A 19,280-nucleotide genomic window follows, 5' to 3' on the forward strand; every position below is an offset into this window, starting at 1 on the left:
CGAACCGAAGGACTCGTCCGTGACCGACGCATCAGCCCCCGCCCCCCGCCGTCCAGGCGAGCAGGCGCTCGCCACGCTCGGCCTGGCCGCGCCCGCCCTCAGCCCCGCGGACGCCTCCGCGCACTCCTTCCCCGACGGGGGGCTGTGGCGGACCGAGATCCCCTCCGTCGAGGGCCCTGAGAGCCTGGCCGAGGTCCTCAAGGAGTCCGCCCGGCTCGATGTGCCCATCCACCGCGTCAGCCAGGGCAGCGGCGTGTGGATGCTCTCCGACGCCGACATCACCGAGATGGTCGACGCCTGCGCGTCCCGGGACATCGAGCTGTGCCTGTTCACCGGGCCGCGCGGCACCTGGGACATCGGCGGCTCGACCCGTACGGACTCCGGCGGCGCGGGGCTGCGCGCCCGGGGCCATGACGCGCTGGCCGGCTGTGTCGAGGACGCGCTGCGCGCCACCGGGCTCGGGGTGAAGTGCCTGCTCGTCGCCGACGAGGGCGTGCTGTGGACCCTGCACCGGCTGCGCGCCCAGGGCGTACTGCCCGCCGACACCACGTTCAAGGTGTCGGCGCTGATCGGGCCCGTCAACCCGGCGTCGTACGCGGTCTTCGAGCGTCTCGGGGCCGACTCGGTCAACATCCCCTCGGACCTCGCGCTCGCGCACTTCACCGAGATCCGCCGGGTCAGCCGCGCCCCCATGGACCTCTACATCGAGGCCCCCGACGATCTCGGCGGCTACGTCCGGATGTACGAGGCGGCGGAGTTGATCCGGCGCGGCGCCCCGCTCTACCTCAAGTTCGGACTGTCGAAGTCCCCGGGTATCTATCCCTTCGGAGCCCAGCTCCGCGAGACCGCCCTCAGCAGCGCCCGGGAACGGGTGCGCCGGGGCCGGCTCATTCTCGATCTGCTCGGCCGTCACGGCGCCGACGGTGGCATGTCCCCGCTAGGCTCCCGGCTTCCGGGTCCGCTCAACCGCTTTCCACTGACCGACGACAAGGACTGATGTACCCATGCGAACTCGCCGAGCCGCACTCGCCGTCACCGCGCTCTCCCTGGTGCTCTCCCTCGCCGCCTGCGGGCAGAGCAGCGAGGGTGGCAGCAAGGACGACACCAAGGGCGGCAAGGGCTCCACCGTCGGCATCGCGATGCCGACCAAGTCGTCCGAGCGCTGGATCGCGGACGGCAACAACGTTGTCACCGAGCTGAAGAAGCTCGGCTACAAGACCGACCTCCAGTACGGCGAGGACAACGTTGCCCAGCAGGTCGCGCAGATCGAGAACATGATCACCAAGGGCGTGGACGTCCTGATCGTCGCGGCCATCGACGGCAGCGCCCTGAGCGATGTGCTCCAGCAGGCAGCCGACCAGAAGATCAAGGTCATCTCGTACGACCGGCTCATCCTCGGCACGAAGAACGTCGACTACTACGCGTCGTTCGACAACGAGAAGGTCGGTGTCCTCCAGGCCACCTACCTGATCGAGAAGCTGGGTCTGAAGGAGGGCGGCAAGAAGGGCCCGTTCAACATCGAGCTCTTCGCCGGTTCGCCCGACGACAACAACACCCAGTACTTCTTCAACGGCGCGATGAAGACCCTCAAGCCGTACCTCGACGACAAGCAGCTCGTCGTCCGCAGCGGACAGACCAAGCTCAACCAGGTCACCACCCTGCGCTGGGACGGCGGCACGGCCCAGCGGCGGATGGACGACCTGCTCACCAGGGCGTACGGCTCGGACAACGTGGACGCGGTGCTCTCGCCGTACGACGGGATCTCCATCGGCATCCTGTCGTCGCTCAGGTCCGACGGCTACGGGACGAAGGCGAAGCCGTATCCGCTGGTGACCGGGCAGGACGCCGAGGTCGCCTCGGTGAAGTCGATCATTGCGGGCCAGCAGACCATGACCGTCTACAAGGACATCCGTCTGCTGGCCAAAACGGCCGCCCAGATGACGGACGCGATGCTGAACGACAAGAAGGTCGAGGTCAACGACGAGACGTCGTACGACAACAAGGCCAAGGTCGTCCCGGCCTACCTGCTGGAGCCGGTCGGCGTCGACAAGTCCAACTACCAGAAGGACCTGGTGGACTCCGGCTACCTCAAGGCCGAGGACCTGAAGTGACTCCACCAGTCGGTACGGCGGGGGCGCCCGGCGCGGCGGCCCCCGTCCTGGAAATGCGCTCCATCGTCAAGACCTTCCCCGGGGTCAAGGCGCTCTCGGACGTCACCCTGACCGTCGCCCCGGGCGAGGTGCACGCCATCTGCGGTGAGAACGGTGCGGGCAAGTCGACCCTCATGAAGGTCCTCAGCGGGGTTCACCCGCACGGGAGTTACGAGGGTGAGATCCTGTTCGAGGGCGCCGCGTGCGCCTTCAAGGACATCAAGGCCAGCGAGTCCCAGGGCATCGTGATCATCCATCAGGAACTGGCCCTGATCCCCTACCTGTCCATCGCCGAGAACATCTTCCTGGGCAACGAGCACGCGACCCGGGGCTTCATCAGTTGGAACGACACGCTCCGGCACGCCGCCGAACTGCTCAAGCGGGTGGGTCTGAACGAGCACCCGCAGACCCGGGTCGCCGACATCGGGGTCGGCAAGCAGCAGCTCGTGGAGATCGCCAAGGCGCTCGCCAAGCGGGTCAAGCTGCTGATCCTGGACGAGCCGACGGCGGCGCTCAACGACAGCGACAGTGCCCAGCTCCTGCGCCTCATCAAGGAGTTGAAGGAGCAGGGCATCACCTCGATCATCATCTCGCACAAGCTCAACGAGATCGCCGAGGTGGCGGACTCCGTCACCATCCTGCGGGACGGCAGGACCATCGAGACGCTGGACGTGAGCGCGGAGTCGACCACCGAGGACCGGATCATCCGGGGCATGGTCGGCCGCGATCTCGACCACCGCTTCCCCGAACGCACCCCGTACGAGGGCGATCCGGAGGCGCGGCCCGCCCTGGAGGTGCGGGACTGGACCGTGCACCACCCGATCGACCAGCAGCGCAAGGTCGTGGACGGGGTCTCCGTCGAGGTCCGCAGGGGCGAGATCGTCGGTATCGCGGGGCTGATGGGCGCCGGCCGCACCGAGTTGGCGATGAGCGTGTTCGGCCGCAGTTACGGCCGCAACATCAGCGGGACGGTCCTCAAGGACGGCACGGAGATCCGGACCAGGACGGTGCCGGAGGCCGTGGCGCACGGGATCGCCTATGTCACCGAGGACCGCAAGCAGTACGGGCTCAACCTCATCGACACCATCGGCCGCAACATCACCCTGGGAGCGCTCTCCAAGGTGTCCCGGCGCGGGATCGTCGACGAGCACGAGGAGGGCCGGGTCGCCGAGTCGTACCGCAAGAGCATGAACATCAAGACGCCGACGGTGTTCGAGCAGGTCGGACGGCTCTCCGGCGGCAACCAGCAAAAGGTCGTCCTCAGCAAATGGATCTTCGCGGGTCCCGATGTGCTGATTCTCGACGAGCCCACCCGCGGCATCGACGTCGGTGCGAAGTACGAGATCTACACCGTCATCGACCAACTCGCCGCCGAGGGCAAGGCCGTCGTCTTCATCTCCTCGGAACTCCCCGAACTGCTCGGCATGTGCGACCGCATCTACACGATGGCGGCCGGCCGGCTCACCGGTGAGATCCCGCGGGCGGAAGCGACCCAGGAAGTACTGATGCGCCACATGACCAAGAACACGAGGTAGTCGACATGGGTCCGGTCACCACCGACACGCCGAAGGGCGACACACCGAAGGACGCCCCACCGACGCCTCCGTCCGGGCGCTCCGCGACGGGGGCGCTGCTCATGGACGCCGCGCGCCGCAACATGCGGCAGTACGGCATGCTCGTCGCGCTCGGCCTGATCGTCGTCCTGTTCCAGATATGGACGGACGGGGTCCTCCTCAAGCCGAACAACGTCACCAACCTGGTTCTCCAGAACAGCTACATCCTGGTCCTGGCCATCGGCATGATGATCGTGATCGTCGCGGGCCATATCGACCTGTCGGTCGGCTCGCTGGCCGCGTTCGTCTCCGCGGCCTGCGCGGTGATGATGGTCGAACACGACATGCCCTGGGTTCCAGCGCTGATCCTGGGGCTGCTGATCGGCGCGGTCGCCGGGGCCTGGCAGGGGTTCTGGATCGCGTACGTCGGCATCCCGTCGTTCATCGTCACCCTCGCCGGGATGCTGATCTTCCGCGGCGGTACGCAGATCTTCCTGGGGTCGCGCTCGCTCGGCCCGTTCCCCGAGGGCTTCCAGAAGATCTCGACCGGCTATCTCCCCGAGATCGGTCCGTCCACCAACTACCACAACCTGACCCTCCTGTTGGGGCTGGCGCTGCTGGCGTTCGCGCTCTTCCAGGAGTTCCGGGACCGGCGCCGGCAGCAGGCGTACGACCTGGAGGTCCTGCCCTTCAACCTGTTCGTCGTCAAGTGCGTGGCGCTGGCGGCGGCGGTGCTGGCCTTCACCATGACCCTGGCCAGCTACCGGGGTGTGCCGGTCGTCCTGCTGCTGCTGGCGGCGCTGCTGATCGGCTTCGGCTACGTCATGCGCAACGCCGTCGTCGGCCGCCACGTGTACGCGCTCGGCGGCAACCAGGCGGCGGCGAAGCTGTCCGGCGTCAAGGACAAGCGGGTCACCTTCCTGGTCTTCGTCAACATGGGCGTGCTGGCGGCGCTCGCCGGCGTGGTCTACGCGGCGCGGCTCAACGCGGGGGTGCCGCAGGCCGGCATCAACTTCGAACTGGAGGCCATCGCCGCCGCGTTCATCGGCGGCGCGTCGATGACCGGCGGCGTCGGCACGGTGTTCGGCGCGATCATCGGCGGTCTGGTGCTGGGCGTCCTGAACAACGGGATGTCGCTGGTCGGTATCGGCACCGACTACCAGCAGGTCATCAAGGGCCTGGTGCTGCTGGCCGCGGTGGGCTTCGACGTCTGGAACAAGCGCAGGGTGGGTGCCTGAACCGGCCTGACACCCGGCCTTCCCCGGCCTGAACCTGCCTGACCCGGTGTCCCCGCCCCGGTGACATCAGCGCGGCGCCGCAGCGCACCTGAAAGTGCTGCGACGCCGCGCTCCCCGTGATTCAGTGACAGCTCGGGTCCCGCCGCCGTACGCCCCTGTACGGCGGCGGATCACGTGAGCAGGAAGTCCGCCTGCCCCGACTTGGCGCCCTGGATGAAAGCGGCGATCTCACTCGTGGTGTAGATCAGCGCCGGACCGCCGGGATCGGCGGACTGACGCACGGCGACCCGGCCGTCGGCCAGCTTCATGGCCTCGACGCAGTTGCCGCCGTTGCCGCCGCTCCACGGCTTGTACCAGCCTTCGGTGCCGAGGTCGGCGGCGGGCATGCCGTTGTATATGGGGTCCATTCACAGCTCCTTGCGGACATCCTTGAGGATCTCCTTCGTGCGTTGTGCAGTTGCGGCCTGGGCCGCCATCCGGTCCATGACCTCAAGGTGGGTGGCCACTTCGGGACGTGCGTCAAGGTAGACGGCACCGGTCAGGTACTCGCTGTAGACCATGTCAGGCAACTCCGGCACGGCGAAACGGAACAGAACGAACGGCCCGTAGGTACCCGGGTGGTGTCCGCTGGAGAACTCCGCGATCTGCAGGGTCACGTTGGTCAGCTCGGAGGCTTCCAGAAGCCTGTCGATCTGTGCCCGCATGACCTGCGGATCCTCCCCGACGGGGCGGCGCAGCACGGTCTCGTCCATGATCACCCAGAATCTGGGCGCGTCGGCACGTGTCAGGAGCGACTGACGTTCCATGCGGAGCGCCACATGCCGTTCGATCTCCTCCGGCTGTGCCTGCCCCACGGCTCCCGCGTGCATGACGGCCCGGGCGTACTCCTCGGTCTGGAGCAGTCCCGGAACGAAATGGGGCTCGTACGCCCGGAGGAGGGACGCCGCGCCCTCCAGGGAGACGTACATGCTGAACCAGTCCGGCAGGATGTCGTGGAACCGCTGCCACCAGCCGGGCTTGTTCGCCTCCTCCGTCAGTTCGACGAAGGCGTCCGCCTCCTCCTCGGGCACGCCGTACGCCCTGAGCAGTAACTGTACGTAAGGGATCTTGAGCGCGACCTCGGCCGTCTCCATCCGGCGGATCGTGGCCGGAGCCACCCGCAGGAGCCTGGCGGCCTCCTCGCGTCTCAGACCGCGGCGCTCGCGCAGGTCCTGCAGACGTCTGCCGAGTACGACCTGGCCCACGGTCGGGGCGGACCGCGGTTCGCTCACTTTTGGGTCCTTCCCACGCACGGTTACCAGCAGTCTGCCATGCCGCCACGACGAAGAACATGGCACTCTGAATTTTTCAGAGTGCCACTTGCCAAGTGTCCTCGGCGGGTGGACAGTGGACCGGTGAACCAGTTCACGCGGTTGTCGCGCTCTGCCATGGGAGAGGTCTTGCACGCATCCGCTGCTCCCCCACCGTTAGGAATCGGTCGTGGCACCTGGTAACGCGCTCACCCCCCAGCTCATAGCCCTGTGCCCTGGCAACGCAGTCCGCCGCTACGGGTTCCGCCTGCCGGCTCACGCGGAGTCCGTCGGACGCGCCAGACAGCTCATACAGGCCCGCCTCGTCCTCTGGGACCTGGACGAGGAGACCTGCGACACCGCGGTCCTCGTCGTGTCCGAGCTGGTGACGAACGCGATCGTGCACGCCGCGGGCAACCGCGTCATCTGCGAGATACGCGACGGCGAGGGACGCCTGCGGATAGCGGTGGAGGACCAGGGCTACGGGCCCACCGGGCCCCAGCTCCATCACACGGCCGAGGGTGAGGCCGAGGGCGAAGGCGGGCGGGGGCTCTTCCTCGTCGACTCGATGTGCAGCGGCTGGGGAGCCCACGACACATCGGGTTACGGCCCCGGGCGCGTCGTCTGGGCCGAACTGCCACACGCGGGCGCATCGCCGCACGGCACCGGCCGGCCGCTGACGCACGGCGCCGGACCGGCCCGCGCGACGCAGGCACCGCGCGGAACGGAGCCGCCGTGCTGAGGACCGCGCTCCAGCGGCTGGCCCGCGGCCTGCGGGACACCACGCCGCGCGGGATCGAACTGCCCCTGCCGGCCACGCTGCCGGCCTCCCTGGGGTGCGACGCGGTGGGCGTGCCCGCGGAGCACGGCTTCCGGCTGATGGCCCGGCTGCCGAGGACCGGCTGTGTCTTCGCGGACACCGACTGGTGGTGGTGGATCGTCCCGGCGGGCTCCGACCTCGATCTGACCTGGCCGTCCCCCGCCCGCTACATCAGCGGTACGACGGTCCCCGCGGTCCACCCCAAGCTGATCCACTGGCCGCAGGCGCCCACCCCGTACACCCCGCCGATCCCCTTCTACCTGATGGTCTGCCAGCTCAGCGGAACGGCCCCCGCGTGGGCGGCCGGTGGTACGGGGGCGGGCGCGGGGCCAGGGACGGGGACGGTGCCCGCGCAGCGTCCGGCGCGCCAGCGCGGCTAGCCTGCCGCGCCCCGGCCGCCCAGGTCCCGTACGCCGAGCAGCGCCCGCATCGCCTGTTCGGCCGCGTCCCGGTCCCGGGCCCGTACCGCGTCGAGGACGGCCCGGTGGCCGGGCACCGGGTCCGCCGGCGGCGGGGAGCCGTGGTGGGCGGGGCCCGGCCCGACGACCATCTCCATCCGCTCCAGCAACTCGTTGCCGGTGGCCGCGAGGAGCCCCCGGTGGAACGCCAGAGCGGCCTCGGCGGCGCGGGCGGGGCTGTCGGCGCTCTCCGCCAGCGCCCCGAGGGCCGTCTCCAGTGCGGTGAGGTCCGCGTCCGTACGGCGCTCGGCGGCCAGCCGGGCCGCGGCCGGCCCGACGATGGCACGGAGCTCGCCCAGATCGCGCAGCAGGGCGGGTCCTGCCGGTGCGCCGGGACCGTCCGCGAACTGCCAGCGCAGCACGTCCGCGTCGAGCAGGTTCCAGTCGGCGCGGGGCCGCACGAAGGTGCCGCGCTTCTGCCGGGCGTGGACCATGCCCTTGGCCGCTAGCACCTTCAGCGACTCCCGCAGGACGGTCAGGCTGACGTCCAACTCCCTTCGCAGCGCGCCGAGATCGAGCGTGGTGCCCTCGGGGATCCCCCCGCCGAGCACCCGGCGCGCCAGCGTCTCCACCGTCCGGCCGTGCACCCCCCGGTGTGTGTAGGGCGCCATACGGCTCCGCCTCTCTCCTGGTTCGGGGCCGACGGCCCCCGCCCGTTCAGGCGGATGCCTTCACGACGCTCCACCCGCCGTCCACGAGCAGGCTCGATCCGGTGATGTACGAGGCTTCCTCGGCCGCGAGGAAGGCGATCGCCGCGGCGACCTCCTCGGGGGTGCCGAAGCGGCGCGCCGCGGTCCCGGCGGCGCTGCGCGCCCGCTCCTCCTCGGGGATCCCGTCCCAGGCCGCGGTGAGGATCGGACCCGGCAGGACCGCGTTGACCCGTACCTCAGGCCCGTACTCCACGGCGAGTTGGGCGCAGAGCGAGAGCAGGGCGCCCTTGGAGGCGGCGTAGGCGGGGCGTCCCGGTATGCCCTGGTGGGCGTGGACGGACGAGGTCAGCACCACGGCGCCGCGCCGGGCGCGCAGATCGGGCAGGACCGCCCGGAAGCCGAGGAACCCACCGGTGAGGTTGACGGCGAGCTGCCGTTCCCAGGAGGCGAGGGTCATCTCGTGCGCCGGCGTGATGTCCACGGTGTACGCGTTGCTGACCAGGACGTCCACGGGTCCGAAGGTGTGGGCGGCGGTGACGATACGGTCCCAGCCGTCCTCCTGCGCCACATCGGCCAGCACGAACGCGGCCCGCCCGCCCTCCTCGCGGATCCGCGCGGCGGCGGGCACACCGCGCTCCGCGTCGGTGTCGGCGAGGACGACCGAGGCGCCCTCGGCGGCGAGGCGGGCCGCCGTGGCGGCGCCGATGCCCGAGGCGGCGCCGGTGACCACGGCGATCCGGTCGGTGAAGCGGGCGATTCCGTTCATGGGGCGCATGGGACGGTACGACTCCTCGGCCTTCGGGGACATGGACTGTGTCCCGAGGTTACGGCCTGATGTCCGAAGGCTCCGGCCGCCTACTGCCGTACCAGGACGACGAGTTCGGCGTCGTACTCCGCCGTCCACGCGAACGGCAGCCCGTAGTGCGTCAGATGGGCCCCGCCGTATGTCTCGCCCGACGCGGCGTCGGTGTAGCGGGCCGCCGGGTCCACGCCGCGCAGCCGCAGCCTGGCCGGGCGGCCCGGGACCAGAGGCGCCCCGTCGAGCCGGCCGGTGCTGAGGGCGGTGACGACGATCCGGCCGCCGCCGGGCTCCTCGTACTGGACCCCGCAGGTGGTGTCGGCGGGGGTGTTCAGCAGCCGCGCCTCGCCGTGGTGGACGATCTCGCGGACGTCCTTGTAGCGGGCGACCCAGCGCGCGGCCTCGGCGCGCCGCTCCGCGCTCCAGGTGCGGATGTCGGCGCCGATCCCGAGGACACCGGCGCTCGCGTTGACGAAGCGGAAGCCGAGGGAGCGGGGGCGCGGGTCGAAGATGCCGGGTGAGTCGGTGACCCAGGAGCTCATGGTGTGCGGGGCGTGCGCGTGCAGATAGCCGTACTGGATGGCGAGCCGGTCGAGCGGCGCCGTGTTGTCGCTGGGCCACACCACGTCCGTACGGGCGAGGGTGGCGTGCTCGATCCGGCCGCCGCCCGCCGAACAGCCCTCGACGGTGACGTGCGGGTGGCGGGCGCGGAGGTGGTCGAGGACGCGCAGATAGCCGGCGACGTGCGCGGCGTCGAGGTCGAGTTCCTCGGCGGGGCCGCCGCCGGGACGGCCGCGTTCGGTCGGCGGGCGGTTCATGTCCCACTTGAGGTAGCTGATCCCGTGGTCGCCGAGGAGCCGGTCGAAGGTGGCGAGCACGAAGTCCTGGACGTCCTCACGGCCGAGGTCGAGCAGGAGCTGGTTGCGGACCAGGCGGGCCGGGCGGCCCGCCACCCGGTAGACCCACTCGGGGTGCGCGGCGTACAGCTCGGAGCGGGGGCTGACGCACTCGGGCTCCACCCAGAGGCCGAAGTCCATGCCGAGGGCGCGGACTTCGCCGACGAAGGCGTCGAACCCGGCCGGGAAGGACGCCGGGTCGGGCCGCCAGTCGCCGAGACCGCCCGTGTCGTCGGCCCGGCCGGGGAACCAGCCGTCGTCGACGACGAACAGTTCGGCGCCCATGTCGGCGGCGATCCGGGCCAGTTCGAGCTGGCTGTCGGCGTCGACGTCGAAGCCGGTGGCCTCCCACGAGTTGTAGAGGACCTTGCGGGTACGTGCATCCGCCCGCCGGTGAGCCCGCGCTCGTAGCGGTGCCAGACCCGGGCCAGGCCGTCGAGTCCGTCCGGGCTGAAGGCGCAGGCGAGCTTCGGGGTGGTGAGCCGGGCGCCGGGGGCGAGCCGTACCGCGCCCTCGTGGGGCAGCCGTCCCGCGCGGACGCGGACCGCGCCGCCGGGCTCGGCGTCGGTGGTGATGTGCCAGTTCCCGGGCCACTGGAGGGCGACGCCGTAGGTGGGGACGCCGGTGGCCCCGTCAGGGTGCGCGGCGTCCTGGACGGCGAGCCAGGGGGCGTACGCGTGGCCGGGCACGGCCTGGGTGGAGGCCATCTCGAAGCGGCCACGGGTCAGTTCGAGCTGGGTGCGCTGGAACTCCTGGGCCCACTGGCCGGTGAGGTACGTGAGCCGGGCGCCGGCCGTCACGGGGATGTTCACGGCGGCCGAGTCGAAGCGCTCCAGGCGCAGTTCGCTGTCGCCGGTGCACACCAGCTCGGCCCAGCGCAGGATCACGTCCGTGCCGGGGACGCTCTCGTAGTGGAGCGTCGCGTCGAGCCCCAGGGTCTCGTCGGTGAAGAGGAGCCGCAGCGCGCGGTCCCCGTCCGTCTCGGCTCCGGTGAAGGCCCACCACACGCCGCGGTCCTCGCCGGGGCGCTGGGCGAGCAGATCGGCGCCGGTGAACGGCCGCAGCCCGTACGGGATGTACTCGGCGGGGGCCAGGTCGGCCGGGGTGACGAAGTGCGTACGGCGCGACCAGTCGAGCGGCGAGGGGCCGCTCTCCACGCCGTGCGGTCCCCAGGCGGTCAGTTCGGCCCACTGGCCTTCCGGGGCGAGCGCGACGGCATAGGTGGTGTTCTCCGTGCGCAGGATCCACCGGTGGGCCGGGGCCCGGTCGCCGGGGTCGTGGTCGGCCGGGGGCTGGTCGGGCGCGTGCGTGGTCACGTGGCTGCTCCTCGTTCGGCGGCCCCAGCCTGACGGGGCGCCGCGACCCCGTCAAGATTAATTACTAATTAATCGCACCATCGGGCGGAATGAGACATCCTGCTTGTCGAGTGACCCGTTCCGGCCGATTCCGATCACATAGGCTCGTCCGCGAGATGAACACCAACCAGACCCCCCTCGGCCCCAAGGCCGACAAGGAATCGGTGCGCCGGCACAATCTGAGCCTTGTGCTGAGGGCGGTACGGGACGAGGGCGAGACGACCCGGGCCGGGGTGGCGGCGCGGGTGGGGCTGACCCGGGCCGCGGTCTCCTCGCTGGTCGAACAGTTGATGGAGAGCGGATTCCTCTCCGAATCCGGCAAAACCTTCAGCGGGCAGGCCGGGCGCCCTGGCACCGTACTGAAGGTGACGCGTTCGGGACCCGCCGGGATCGGCGTGGAGATCAATATCGACTACGTGTCGGTGTGCGTGGTCGATCTGTCCGGCACGGACCGGGTACGGCTGACCGAGCACCTCGACAACCGTGGTACGGAGCCCGCCGAGGTACTGGCCCGCGGCGCCCGGATCGCCGCGCGCACCCTGGAGTCGGCGGCCGAGCAGGGGTTGCACCCGGTCGGGGTCCAACTCGCCCTGCCGGGGCTGGTGTCGGGGGGCACGGTACGCCAGGCGCCGAACCTCGGCTGGAACCGGGTACCGGCGCAGGCGCTGTTCGCGCGCGCCCTGGCGGGGCAGCGCCCCACGGCGCCCGAACTGCCGGTGAGTTCGGAGAACGAGGCCAATCTGGCGGCGCTGGCCGAGCTGTGGTTCGGCGGCCCGGGACCGCTCCGTACCTTCCTCTACCTGACCGGCGAGATCGGTGTCGGCGGGGCGCTGGTGCTGGACGGCGAACTCCTGCGCGGGGCCCACGGGTTCGCCGGGGAGATCGGCCATGTGGTCGCCGACGCGGACGGACCGCTGTGCCGGTGCGGCGCCCGGGGGTGCCTGGAGCAGTACGCGGGCCAGTCGGCGCTGCTGCGGGCGGCGGGCATCGACGAGGACGCCGGGGTGCCGGGCGTGGCGGAACTGGAGCGCCGGGCGCTCCGGGGCGACGCGGCGGCGCTGGCGGCGGTCGAGCGGGCCGGGACCATGCTGGGCCGGGTGCTGTCGGGGGCGGTGAACCTCCTCGACCCGGACGCGGTCGTGCTCGGCGGGATCTACCGGGAGCTGATGCCCTGGCTGTCGCCCGCCGCGGACCGGGAGCTGACGGCCCGTGTGGTGTCGGGCCTGTGGCCGCGCGGCAGCGGGCGGTTGCGCGCGTCCTCCTCGGCGGGGGACGCGGCGCGCGGCGGGGCGGCGCTGGTGGTACGGGCGGTGCTGGCCGACCCGGTGGCGTACGTGGGGCGGGGCGGCCCCGTCAACGGCGGGACCGCCCCGGCCGACCAGGGCGCCGGGAACGGCTGACCACGGCGCCGGGAACGGCTGACGCCGGACGGGTCCGATAGGGATCCGTCCGGCGTGCGCGTACCGCGTGTCCGCGTGGGTGCGTGTCCGCGTGTCCGCGTGTCCGCGCCCCGGAGGCCGTCGGGTCAGCGGGCCCCGAGCAGGTGGTCCATCGCGAGCTGGTCCAGGTGCTCGAACGCCATCCCGCGCGCCCCGGCCGCCTCGACGTCGAACTCCTCGTACGCGGCGCGGTCCGCCAGCAGTCCGGCCACCCCGTCGGCGGCGGAGGGCTCTGCCAGCTCCCCGACGCGCGAGGCGCTCAGCGCCTCCTGGACCAGCGGGTCGGCGCGGAAGGCGGCGGCCCGCTCCTTCAGGATCAGGTAGTTGCGCATGCAGCCGGCGGCGGAGGCCCACACCCCGTCGAAGTCCTCGGTGCGCGGCGGCTTGAAGTCGAAGTGCCTGCTGCCGTCCCAGCCCGCGTTCTCCAGCAGGTCCACCAGCCAGAAGGCGGCCCGCAGATCACCGGCGCCGAAGCGCAGGTCCTGGTCGTACTTGATGCCGTTCTGGCCGTTGAGGTCGATGTGGTAGAGCTTGCCCGCCCACAGGGCCTGGGCGATGGAGTGCGGGAAGTTCAGCCCCGCCATCTGCTCGTGGCCGACCTCAGGGTTCACCCCGAACAGTTCGGGGCGCTCCAGTTGTTCGATGAAGGCCAGGGCGTGGCCGACGGTGGGCAGCAGGATGTCGCCGCGCGGCTCGTTCGGCTTGGGCTCGATGGCGAAGCGCAGCTCGTACCCCTGCTCGGTGACGTAGTCGCCGAACAGGTCGAAGGCTTCCTTCATCCGGTCGAGCGCGGATCGTACGTCCTTGGCGCCGCCCGACTCCGCGCCCTCACGGCCGCCCCAGGCCACAAAGGTCTTCGCGCCCAGCTCGGCGGCGAGGTCGATGTTGCGCAGGGTCTTGCGGAGCGCGTAGCGGCGGACGTCGCGGTCGTTGGCGGTGAAGGCGCCGTCCTTGAAGACGGGGTGGGTGAAGAGGTTGGTGGTGACCATGGAGGTGACGATGCCGGTCGCGTCCAGGGCCTGCCGGAAGCGCTTGATGTGCGACTCGCGCTCGGTGTCGGAGGAGCCGAAGGGGATCAGGTCGTCGTCGTGGAACGTCACGCCGTACGCGCCGAGATCGGCGAGGCGCCGCACGGACTCGACGGGGTCGAGGGCCGGGCGGGTCGCGTCCCCGAACGGGTCCCTGCCCTGCCAGCCCACCGTCCAGAGGCCGAAGCTGAACTTGTCCTCAGGGGTGGGGGTGAAGCGTTCCGTCATGCTCTGGCCGCCTTCGATACCTCGGGTCCGGTGGGTGCCGTAACCTTTTTGTTTCCTGACATGACTAATAATGCATGCCGGTCGCCGCACGGAAAACCCCCGCGCCGCATCCCGGCCGACTCACCGCCGACTCCCCGCCGACTCCCCGCCGGGGGCGATGATCGGCGGGACGGTTCCCGTGCGCCGCGCCATCGCGTAATTTGTTCTCCCGACGTCCAAAACCGCTGCTCGGAAGAGGTACGCCCATGTCGCAGAGCCCGGTCGTGATCGGCGTGGACAGCTCCACCCAGTCCACGAAGGCGGCCTTCACCGACGCCGCCACCGGTCGGCTGCTCGCCGTGGGCCGCGCCCCGCACCGGGTGTCCGGCGAGGGCGGGGCCCGGGAGAGCGACCCGGAGAACTGGTGGGACGCCCTGCGCGAGGCGGTCGCCGCCGGACTGAAGGAGTCCGGTACGGACCCCTCGGCCGTGACCGGGATCGCGGTGGCGGGGCAGCAGCACGGACTGGTGGTGCTGGACCGCGGCGGCAAGCCGCTGCGCCCGGCGCTGCTGTGGAACGACACCCGCTCGGCCCCGCAGGCCGCCGCGCTCACCGAAGCGCTCGGCGGCCCCGGCGCCTGGACGGCGCGTACGGGCTCGGTGCCGGTGGCCTCGATGACGGCCACGAAGTGGCAGTGGCTGCGGGAGAACGACGCGGCCGTCGCGCGGGCCACGGCGGCCGTCAGGCTCCCCCACGACTTCCTCACCGAACGGCTGTCGGGGGTCGCGGCGACGGACCCGGGCGACGCCTCGGGCACCTGCTGGTACTCGACGGCGACCGGCGGGTACGACGAGGAGCTGCTGACGCTCCTCGGCCTCGACCCCGCGCTGCTGCCCGCCGTCGCGGCGACGGGGGCCACCCGGGTCGGCTCGCTGACGGCCGGGGCGGCGGCCGAACTCGGCCTGCCCGCCGGTGTCGCGGTCGCCGCGGGGACCGGCGACAACATGAGCGCGGCGATCGGTCTGGGGTTCGGCGGCGCCGGGCTGCTCGACCACCCGGTGCTCTCCCTGGGCACCTCGGGCACGGTCTTCGCCGCCACCCGTACCCGCCCCGCGTCCATCGCGCTCGCGGGGTTCGCCGCCGCCGACGGTACGTACCTTCCGCTGGCCTGCACCCTCAACTGCACGCTGGCCGTGGACAAGGTGGCCGCGCTGCTCCGGCTCGACCGGGAGGACGCGGTGCCGGGCGGTGAGGCCGTCGTGCTGCCGTATCTCGACGGGGAGCGCACCCCCGATCTGCCGGCCGCCTCCGGGCTGCTGACCGGGGTGCGCCACGACACCACGCCGCAGCAGCTCCTGGGCGCCGCGTACGAGGGCGCGGCCGTCACCGTACTGCGCGCGCTGGACGAGGTGTTGCGCGCGTGCGGGCTCGATCCGGCGGACCCGGCGGTGGCCACCCGCCCGATGCGGCTGGTGGGCGGCGGCGCGCGGGGCCGGATGTGGGTGGAGACCGTACGGCGCCTCTCGGGCCGGCCCCTGATCGTGCCGGCGGGCGGCGAACTGGTCGCACTCGGCGCGGCGGCGCTCGCGGCGGGCGCGGCGACAGGCCAGGACCCGGTGGCGGTCGCGACGTCCTGGGACGCCGGCGGCGGGGCCGAACTGGAGGCGGTGGAGCGGGACATGGAGACCTGGGAGCGGGTGGGCACGGTGCTGGACAAGGCGGCGCCGAGCCTGCTGGCCTGAGACGGGACGGGCCCGCGTCCCGCCGTACGGCGGCCGGACGCGCGCCGGTTCCGCGCCGATGAGCGCCCCCGCGCGCCACTTGAGGGGGCGTCAGGCGCCCCTCTACGCTGCGGTCCTGAGCGGGCGCGGCCCGCGTCGGGGAGGGGAACCGGCCATGTCCGACGCACCGTCCGGGGAAGAGCCGTACGAGAAGGCGGTGTTCGGCTCGGAGCCCTCCGGTTCCGACGGGGAGCCGTCCGAGGAAGCGCTCCTCGAAGCCGTCCTCGGCTACGGGGGCGGCACCAGCCGTACGCGCCATCCGCACCGCGAACTGGCCGGGCACGTACGGAAGATCGAACGCCATCAGCTCCTCCGCGCCAGAACCGTCCGCTGTGTCGAGACCCGCACCGAGGAGAAGGCCGAGCACCACGGGCCGGTCGATCTGTCCGGCCGGCCCCGCTACCAGGACGATGTGGGCAGTCATGTCCTCGCGGCCCCGAAGGACGCCCACGAGACGCTGAGGCTGGAGCTGGTGCGCGAGGGCTCCGACCGGGAGATCATCTGTGGCTGCGACAACGGCCGTATCACCTGCCCCGGTTGTCAGGGCCGGGGCAAGCGCCCGTGCCCCGACCCGCAGACGGCTCCCTGCCCGGACTGCCTGGGGGTCGACTCGTGCACCCACTGCCCGGACCCGCGGCGCCGCGAGGAGAGCGGGAAGCCGGCGGCGGACGGGGCGGCGCGGGCCCGCGAGGCCGACGTACCGCCCAGGACCACCTGTGCCCGCTGCCACCGCAAGGAGACGGCCTGCGCGACATGCAGGGGCCGGGGCGTCGTCACCTGCGCCACCTGCGGCGGCAAGAACGTCGTACGGTGCGAGGAGTGCGACGGCTCCCGCCGTATCGAGCACGCCCAGTGCGGTGGCAAGGGCAGCGTCGTCCGCTGGGTCGCGGGGATCATCCGGCGCAGGACGTCCGTCCGTACGCTGGAGCTGCCCGAGCGGAGCTGGCCCCGCCCGGTCCGCACCCGGCTGGAGCGCACCACCACCCGCTGGACCGAGCTGACCGGCGCGGGGAGCGACCCGTTCGCGGTGCCGGACGGCGTCGACCGGACCCACCGCCGCTCCCTCGAAGGCCATCTCGCCCCTGAGCCCAGGGAGATCGCGCGGGAGGTGAGCGTCCGGAGTCTGCGGCTGACCCGGCTGAAACTGGTGAACCAGCCGAACTGGGTCTTCTACGTGCTCCCCGGCGAGCGCGGGCTCGTCGTCACCCGCGTACCGTCCCGGCGGTTGCTGCTGCACGCGTCGGGGATCGCGGCGGGCGCGCTGACCGTGCTGATCCTCCTGCTGACGCTGGTCGGCTGAGATCCGCCGGCCCCTCAGCCCGTCGTCACCCCGGCCGCCGCCAGCGACAGGGCCGCCAGGACCGGGCGGATCAGCGGATGGTCCTCCGCGCCCCTGCGTACGGCGGCGAAGACGCGGCGGGTCGCGGCCGGGCCCACCACGGGGCGTACGACCGTGCCCTTGAGCTCCATGCCGCGCAGCGCCGAGCGGGGCACCAGGGCGACCCCGGCGCCCGCGCCCGCGAGGGCGACGACCGCGCGGAAGTCGTCCGAGGAGTGCGCCAGGCGGGGCTGGAAGCCGGCCAGTTCGCAGGCGAGCTGTATGACGTCGTGGCAGGGGTTGCCCGGGTAGGGGCCGATCCAGTCGCTGTCGGCGAGACCGTCGAGCGTGACCTCCGCGGCGAGGCCCAGCGGGTGGGCCGCGGGCAGCACCGCGTCGAAGGGCTCCGCGTACAGCGCCACCCGGGAGAGCCGCAGGTCGTCCTCGCGCGGGGCGCCCCGGTACTCGACCGCGACGGCCACGTCCGCCTCCCCGTCGAGCACCAGCGGCAGGCTCTCGTCGCCCTCGGCGTCCCGTACCCGTACCCGGATGTCGGGGTGTTCCCCGGCGAGCTGCCGCAGGGCGGGGGCCAGTACCTCGGCGATGCCGGTGGCGAACGCGGCGACCGTGACCTCGCCGGCCGTGCCGCCCGCGTACGCGGCCAGTTCCGCCTCCGCGCGTTCGAGCTGGGCGAGGACCTGATGCGTGTGGGCGAGCAGGATGTCCCCGGCGGCGGTCAGCCTGACCCCCCGGCCACTGCGGGTCAGCAGGGCGTGGCCCGTCTCCTGCTCCAGCGCGGCGAGCTGCTGGGAGACGGCCGAGGGAGTCAGGTAGAGCGCGGCGGCCGCGGCGGTCACCGTACGGTGTTCCGCGACGGCCCGCAGGACGCGCAGCCGGCGGGGATCGATCACCCGCGCCATCCTGCCAGGTCGCCCGCGTGCCACCGGACCGCCCCGCCCGCGCCTGTTCCCGGTCCCGCCCCGGTCAGCTCTCGTTCTTCATGACGTCGCGCGCGTCGATGAACGCCGCGACCGCCCGCTCCACGTCCGCGGTGGAGTGCGCGGCGGAGAGCTGCACCCGGATCCTGGCCCGGTCCATCGGCACCACGGGGTAGGAGAAGCCGATCACGTACACGCCGCGCTCCAGCAGCAGTTCCGCCATCCGGCCCGCCGCGGCGGCGTCACCGATCATGACCGGGGCGATGGCGTGGTCGCCGGGCAGGATCTCGAACCCGGCCTCGGTCATCCGCGTACGGAAGAGCCGGGTGTTGGCGTTCAGCCGCTCCCGGAGTCCGTCCGCGCCCTCCAGCAGGTCGAGCACCGTGAGGGAGGCGGCGGCGATGACCGGCGCGAGGGAGTTCGAGAAGAGGTAGGGGCGGGAGCGCTGGCGCAGCAGGGCGACGATCTCGGCGCGCGCGGCGACATAGCCGCCGGACGCGCCGCCGAGCGCCTTGCCGAGCGTGCCGGTGAGGATGTCGACGCGGTCCAGCACACCGTGCAGTTCGGGCGTGCCGCGGCCACCGGGGCCGACGAAGCCCACGGCGTGCGAGTCGTCGACCATGACCAGCGCGTCGTAGCGGTCGGCGAGGTCGCAGATCTCGTCGAGCGGGGCGACGTACCCGTCCATGGAGAACACGCCGTCCGTGACGATCAGCCGGCGCCGGGCGTCCTGCGCCTCCTTGAGCCGGGTCTCAAGATCGGTGAGGTCGCGGTTGGCGTAGCGCAGGCGGCGGGCCTTGGAGAGCCGGATGCCGTCGATGATGCTGGCGTGGTTGAGGGCGTCGGAGATGACGGCGTCCTCCGGGCCGAGCAGGGTCTCGAAGACACCGCCGTTGGCGTCGAAGCAGGAGGAGTAGAGGATCGTGTCCTCCTGGCCGAGGAACGCGGACAGGCGCCGCTCCAGCTCCTTGTGGATCTCCTGGGTGCCGCAGATGAACCGTACGGAGGCCATCCCGTAGCCCCAGCGGTCGAGCGCGTCCTTGGCGGCGGCGACGACCTCGGGGTGGTCGGCGAGGCCGAGGTAGTTGTTGGCGCAGAAGTTGAGTACGTCGCCGGGCGCGCCGCCCGCCGCGACGGCGACGGAGGCGCTCTGCGGGGTGGAGATCACGCGCTCGGGCTTGAAGAGACCGGCGGCGCGGATCTCGTCGAGGGTGGCGGACAGTTCGTCCCGGACGGACCCGTACATGGGGGCTCCCTGTGCGTTCTGTGGGCTTCAGCGGGGCGGTCGCGGGGTCGGACCGGACGGGGTGGGTGACGGGGCCGACCGCCGCGGAGGTGAGGGCGGAGGTGATGGGGGGGCG

Annotated in this window: 16 protein-coding genes and 1 pseudogene; 9 read left to right on the forward strand and 8 right to left on the reverse strand. The window is 72.0% G+C overall.

The annotated features are described in order from the left end of the window. Positions 1-19: 19 nt before the first annotated feature. The 4 genes from ACIO3P_RS06585 to mmsB are packed head-to-tail and all read left to right on the forward strand — an operon-like array spanning position 20 to position 4,941. On the forward strand, positions 20-997 hold the full coding sequence (locus tag ACIO3P_RS06585) for a hypothetical protein (RefSeq protein WP_401848754.1): 978 nt from the start codon (positions 20-22) through the stop codon (positions 995-997). A gap of 7 nt (positions 998-1,004) precedes the next feature. Further along, the gene (gene chvE, locus ACIO3P_RS06590) at positions 1,005-2,111 is read left to right on the forward strand and encodes a multiple monosaccharide ABC transporter substrate-binding protein (protein WP_329827707.1); all 1,107 of its coding nucleotides are present in this window, start codon (positions 1,005-1,007) and stop codon (positions 2,109-2,111) included. 53 nt (positions 2,112-2,164) lie between these two features. Then, positions 2,165-3,685, forward strand: coding sequence for a multiple monosaccharide ABC transporter ATP-binding protein (mmsA, locus tag ACIO3P_RS06595; RefSeq protein WP_329828124.1), 1,521 nt, complete (start codon positions 2,165-2,167; stop codon positions 3,683-3,685). Between the two features lie 5 nt (positions 3,686-3,690). Continuing rightward, a complete protein-coding gene (gene mmsB, locus ACIO3P_RS06600; protein ID WP_329827708.1) occupies positions 3,691-4,941 on the forward strand; it encodes a multiple monosaccharide ABC transporter permease in 1,251 nt (416 codons plus the stop codon). Between the two features lie 170 nt (positions 4,942-5,111). Here the strand turns inward: mmsB and ACIO3P_RS06605 are convergent, their stop codons facing one another. Together ACIO3P_RS06605 and ACIO3P_RS06610 are read right to left on the reverse strand one after the other, a co-directional pair. After that, positions 5,112-5,348: a DUF397 domain-containing protein gene (locus ACIO3P_RS06605; protein ID WP_329827709.1), complete on the reverse strand. Its 237-nt coding sequence runs from the start codon at positions 5,346-5,348 to the stop codon at positions 5,112-5,114. Next, a complete protein-coding gene (locus ACIO3P_RS06610; protein WP_329827710.1) occupies positions 5,349-6,212 on the reverse strand; it encodes a helix-turn-helix transcriptional regulator in 864 nt (287 codons plus the stop codon). 208 nt (positions 6,213-6,420) lie between these two features. Here ACIO3P_RS06610 and ACIO3P_RS06615 point away from each other — a divergent pair, with 208 nt between their 5' ends. Further along, entirely contained in the window at positions 6,421-6,972 is a 552-nt protein-coding gene (locus tag ACIO3P_RS06615; protein ID WP_329827711.1) for an ATP-binding protein, read from the forward strand. Then, positions 6,966-7,430, forward strand: a complete 465-nt coding sequence (locus ACIO3P_RS06620; protein ID WP_401786160.1) for a hypothetical protein — start codon at positions 6,966-6,968, stop codon at positions 7,428-7,430. Before ACIO3P_RS06615 ends, ACIO3P_RS06620 begins: the two co-directional genes overlap by 7 nt. Here the strand turns inward: ACIO3P_RS06620 and ACIO3P_RS06625 are convergent. The 3 genes and pseudogenes from ACIO3P_RS06625 to ACIO3P_RS06635 all read right to left on the reverse strand — a co-directional run bounded on the left by ACIO3P_RS06625 (position 7,427) and on the right by ACIO3P_RS06635 (position 11,094). Then, the gene (locus ACIO3P_RS06625) at positions 7,427-8,119 is read right to left on the reverse strand and encodes a FadR/GntR family transcriptional regulator (RefSeq protein ID WP_401848752.1); all 693 of its coding nucleotides are present in this window, start codon (positions 8,117-8,119) and stop codon (positions 7,427-7,429) included. The two genes, ACIO3P_RS06620 and ACIO3P_RS06625, sit on opposite strands and share 4 nt — an antisense overlap. 46 nt (positions 8,120-8,165) lie before the next feature. Further along, positions 8,166-8,924, reverse strand: a complete 759-nt coding sequence (locus ACIO3P_RS06630; RefSeq protein ID WP_329827713.1) for a glucose 1-dehydrogenase — start codon at positions 8,922-8,924, stop codon at positions 8,166-8,168. A gap of 89 nt (positions 8,925-9,013) precedes the next feature. Continuing rightward, positions 9,014-11,094: pseudogene (locus ACIO3P_RS06635) on the reverse strand (alpha-galactosidase). A gap of 230 nt (positions 11,095-11,324) precedes the next feature. Here ACIO3P_RS06635 and ACIO3P_RS06640 point away from each other — a divergent pair. Further along, positions 11,325-12,608 carry an ROK family protein gene (locus tag ACIO3P_RS06640; RefSeq protein WP_329827714.1) on the forward strand — a complete coding sequence of 428 codons (1,284 nt, stop codon included), beginning with the start codon at positions 11,325-11,327 and terminating at the stop codon, positions 12,606-12,608. 125 nt (positions 12,609-12,733) lie between these two features. On the opposite strand, the gene xylA is transcribed toward ACIO3P_RS06640, so the two are convergent. Then, positions 12,734-13,903: a xylose isomerase gene (gene xylA / locus ACIO3P_RS06645; RefSeq protein ID WP_329827715.1), complete on the reverse strand. Its 1,170-nt coding sequence runs from the start codon at positions 13,901-13,903 to the stop codon at positions 12,734-12,736. A gap of 245 nt (positions 13,904-14,148) precedes the next feature. Between xylA and xylB the strand changes: the two genes are divergently transcribed. Then, positions 14,149-15,624 (forward strand): xylulokinase, encoded by a 1,476-nt coding sequence (xylB, locus tag ACIO3P_RS06650; RefSeq protein WP_401848749.1) that lies wholly within the window; start codon positions 14,149-14,151, stop codon positions 15,622-15,624. A 154-nt stretch (positions 15,625-15,778) separates the two neighbouring features. Then, positions 15,779-16,963, forward strand: a complete 1,185-nt coding sequence (locus ACIO3P_RS06655; protein WP_401848747.1) for a hypothetical protein — start codon at positions 15,779-15,781, stop codon at positions 16,961-16,963. 14 nt (positions 16,964-16,977) lie between these two features. Here the strand turns inward: ACIO3P_RS06655 and ACIO3P_RS06660 are convergent, their stop codons facing one another. Both ACIO3P_RS06660 and ACIO3P_RS06665 read right to left on the reverse strand, forming a co-directional pair. Further along, positions 16,978-17,892: a LysR substrate-binding domain-containing protein gene (locus ACIO3P_RS06660; RefSeq protein ID WP_399287136.1), complete on the reverse strand. Its 915-nt coding sequence runs from the start codon at positions 17,890-17,892 to the stop codon at positions 16,978-16,980. A 73-nt stretch (positions 17,893-17,965) separates the two neighbouring features. After that, a complete protein-coding gene (locus ACIO3P_RS06665; protein ID WP_329827719.1) occupies positions 17,966-19,165 on the reverse strand; it encodes a glycine C-acetyltransferase in 1,200 nt (399 codons plus the stop codon). Positions 19,166-19,280 lie beyond the last annotated feature (115 nt).

Source organism: Streptomyces sp. NPDC087310, assembly GCF_044744405.1.
Lineage (GTDB): Bacteria > Actinomycetota > Actinomycetes > Streptomycetales > Streptomycetaceae > Streptomyces.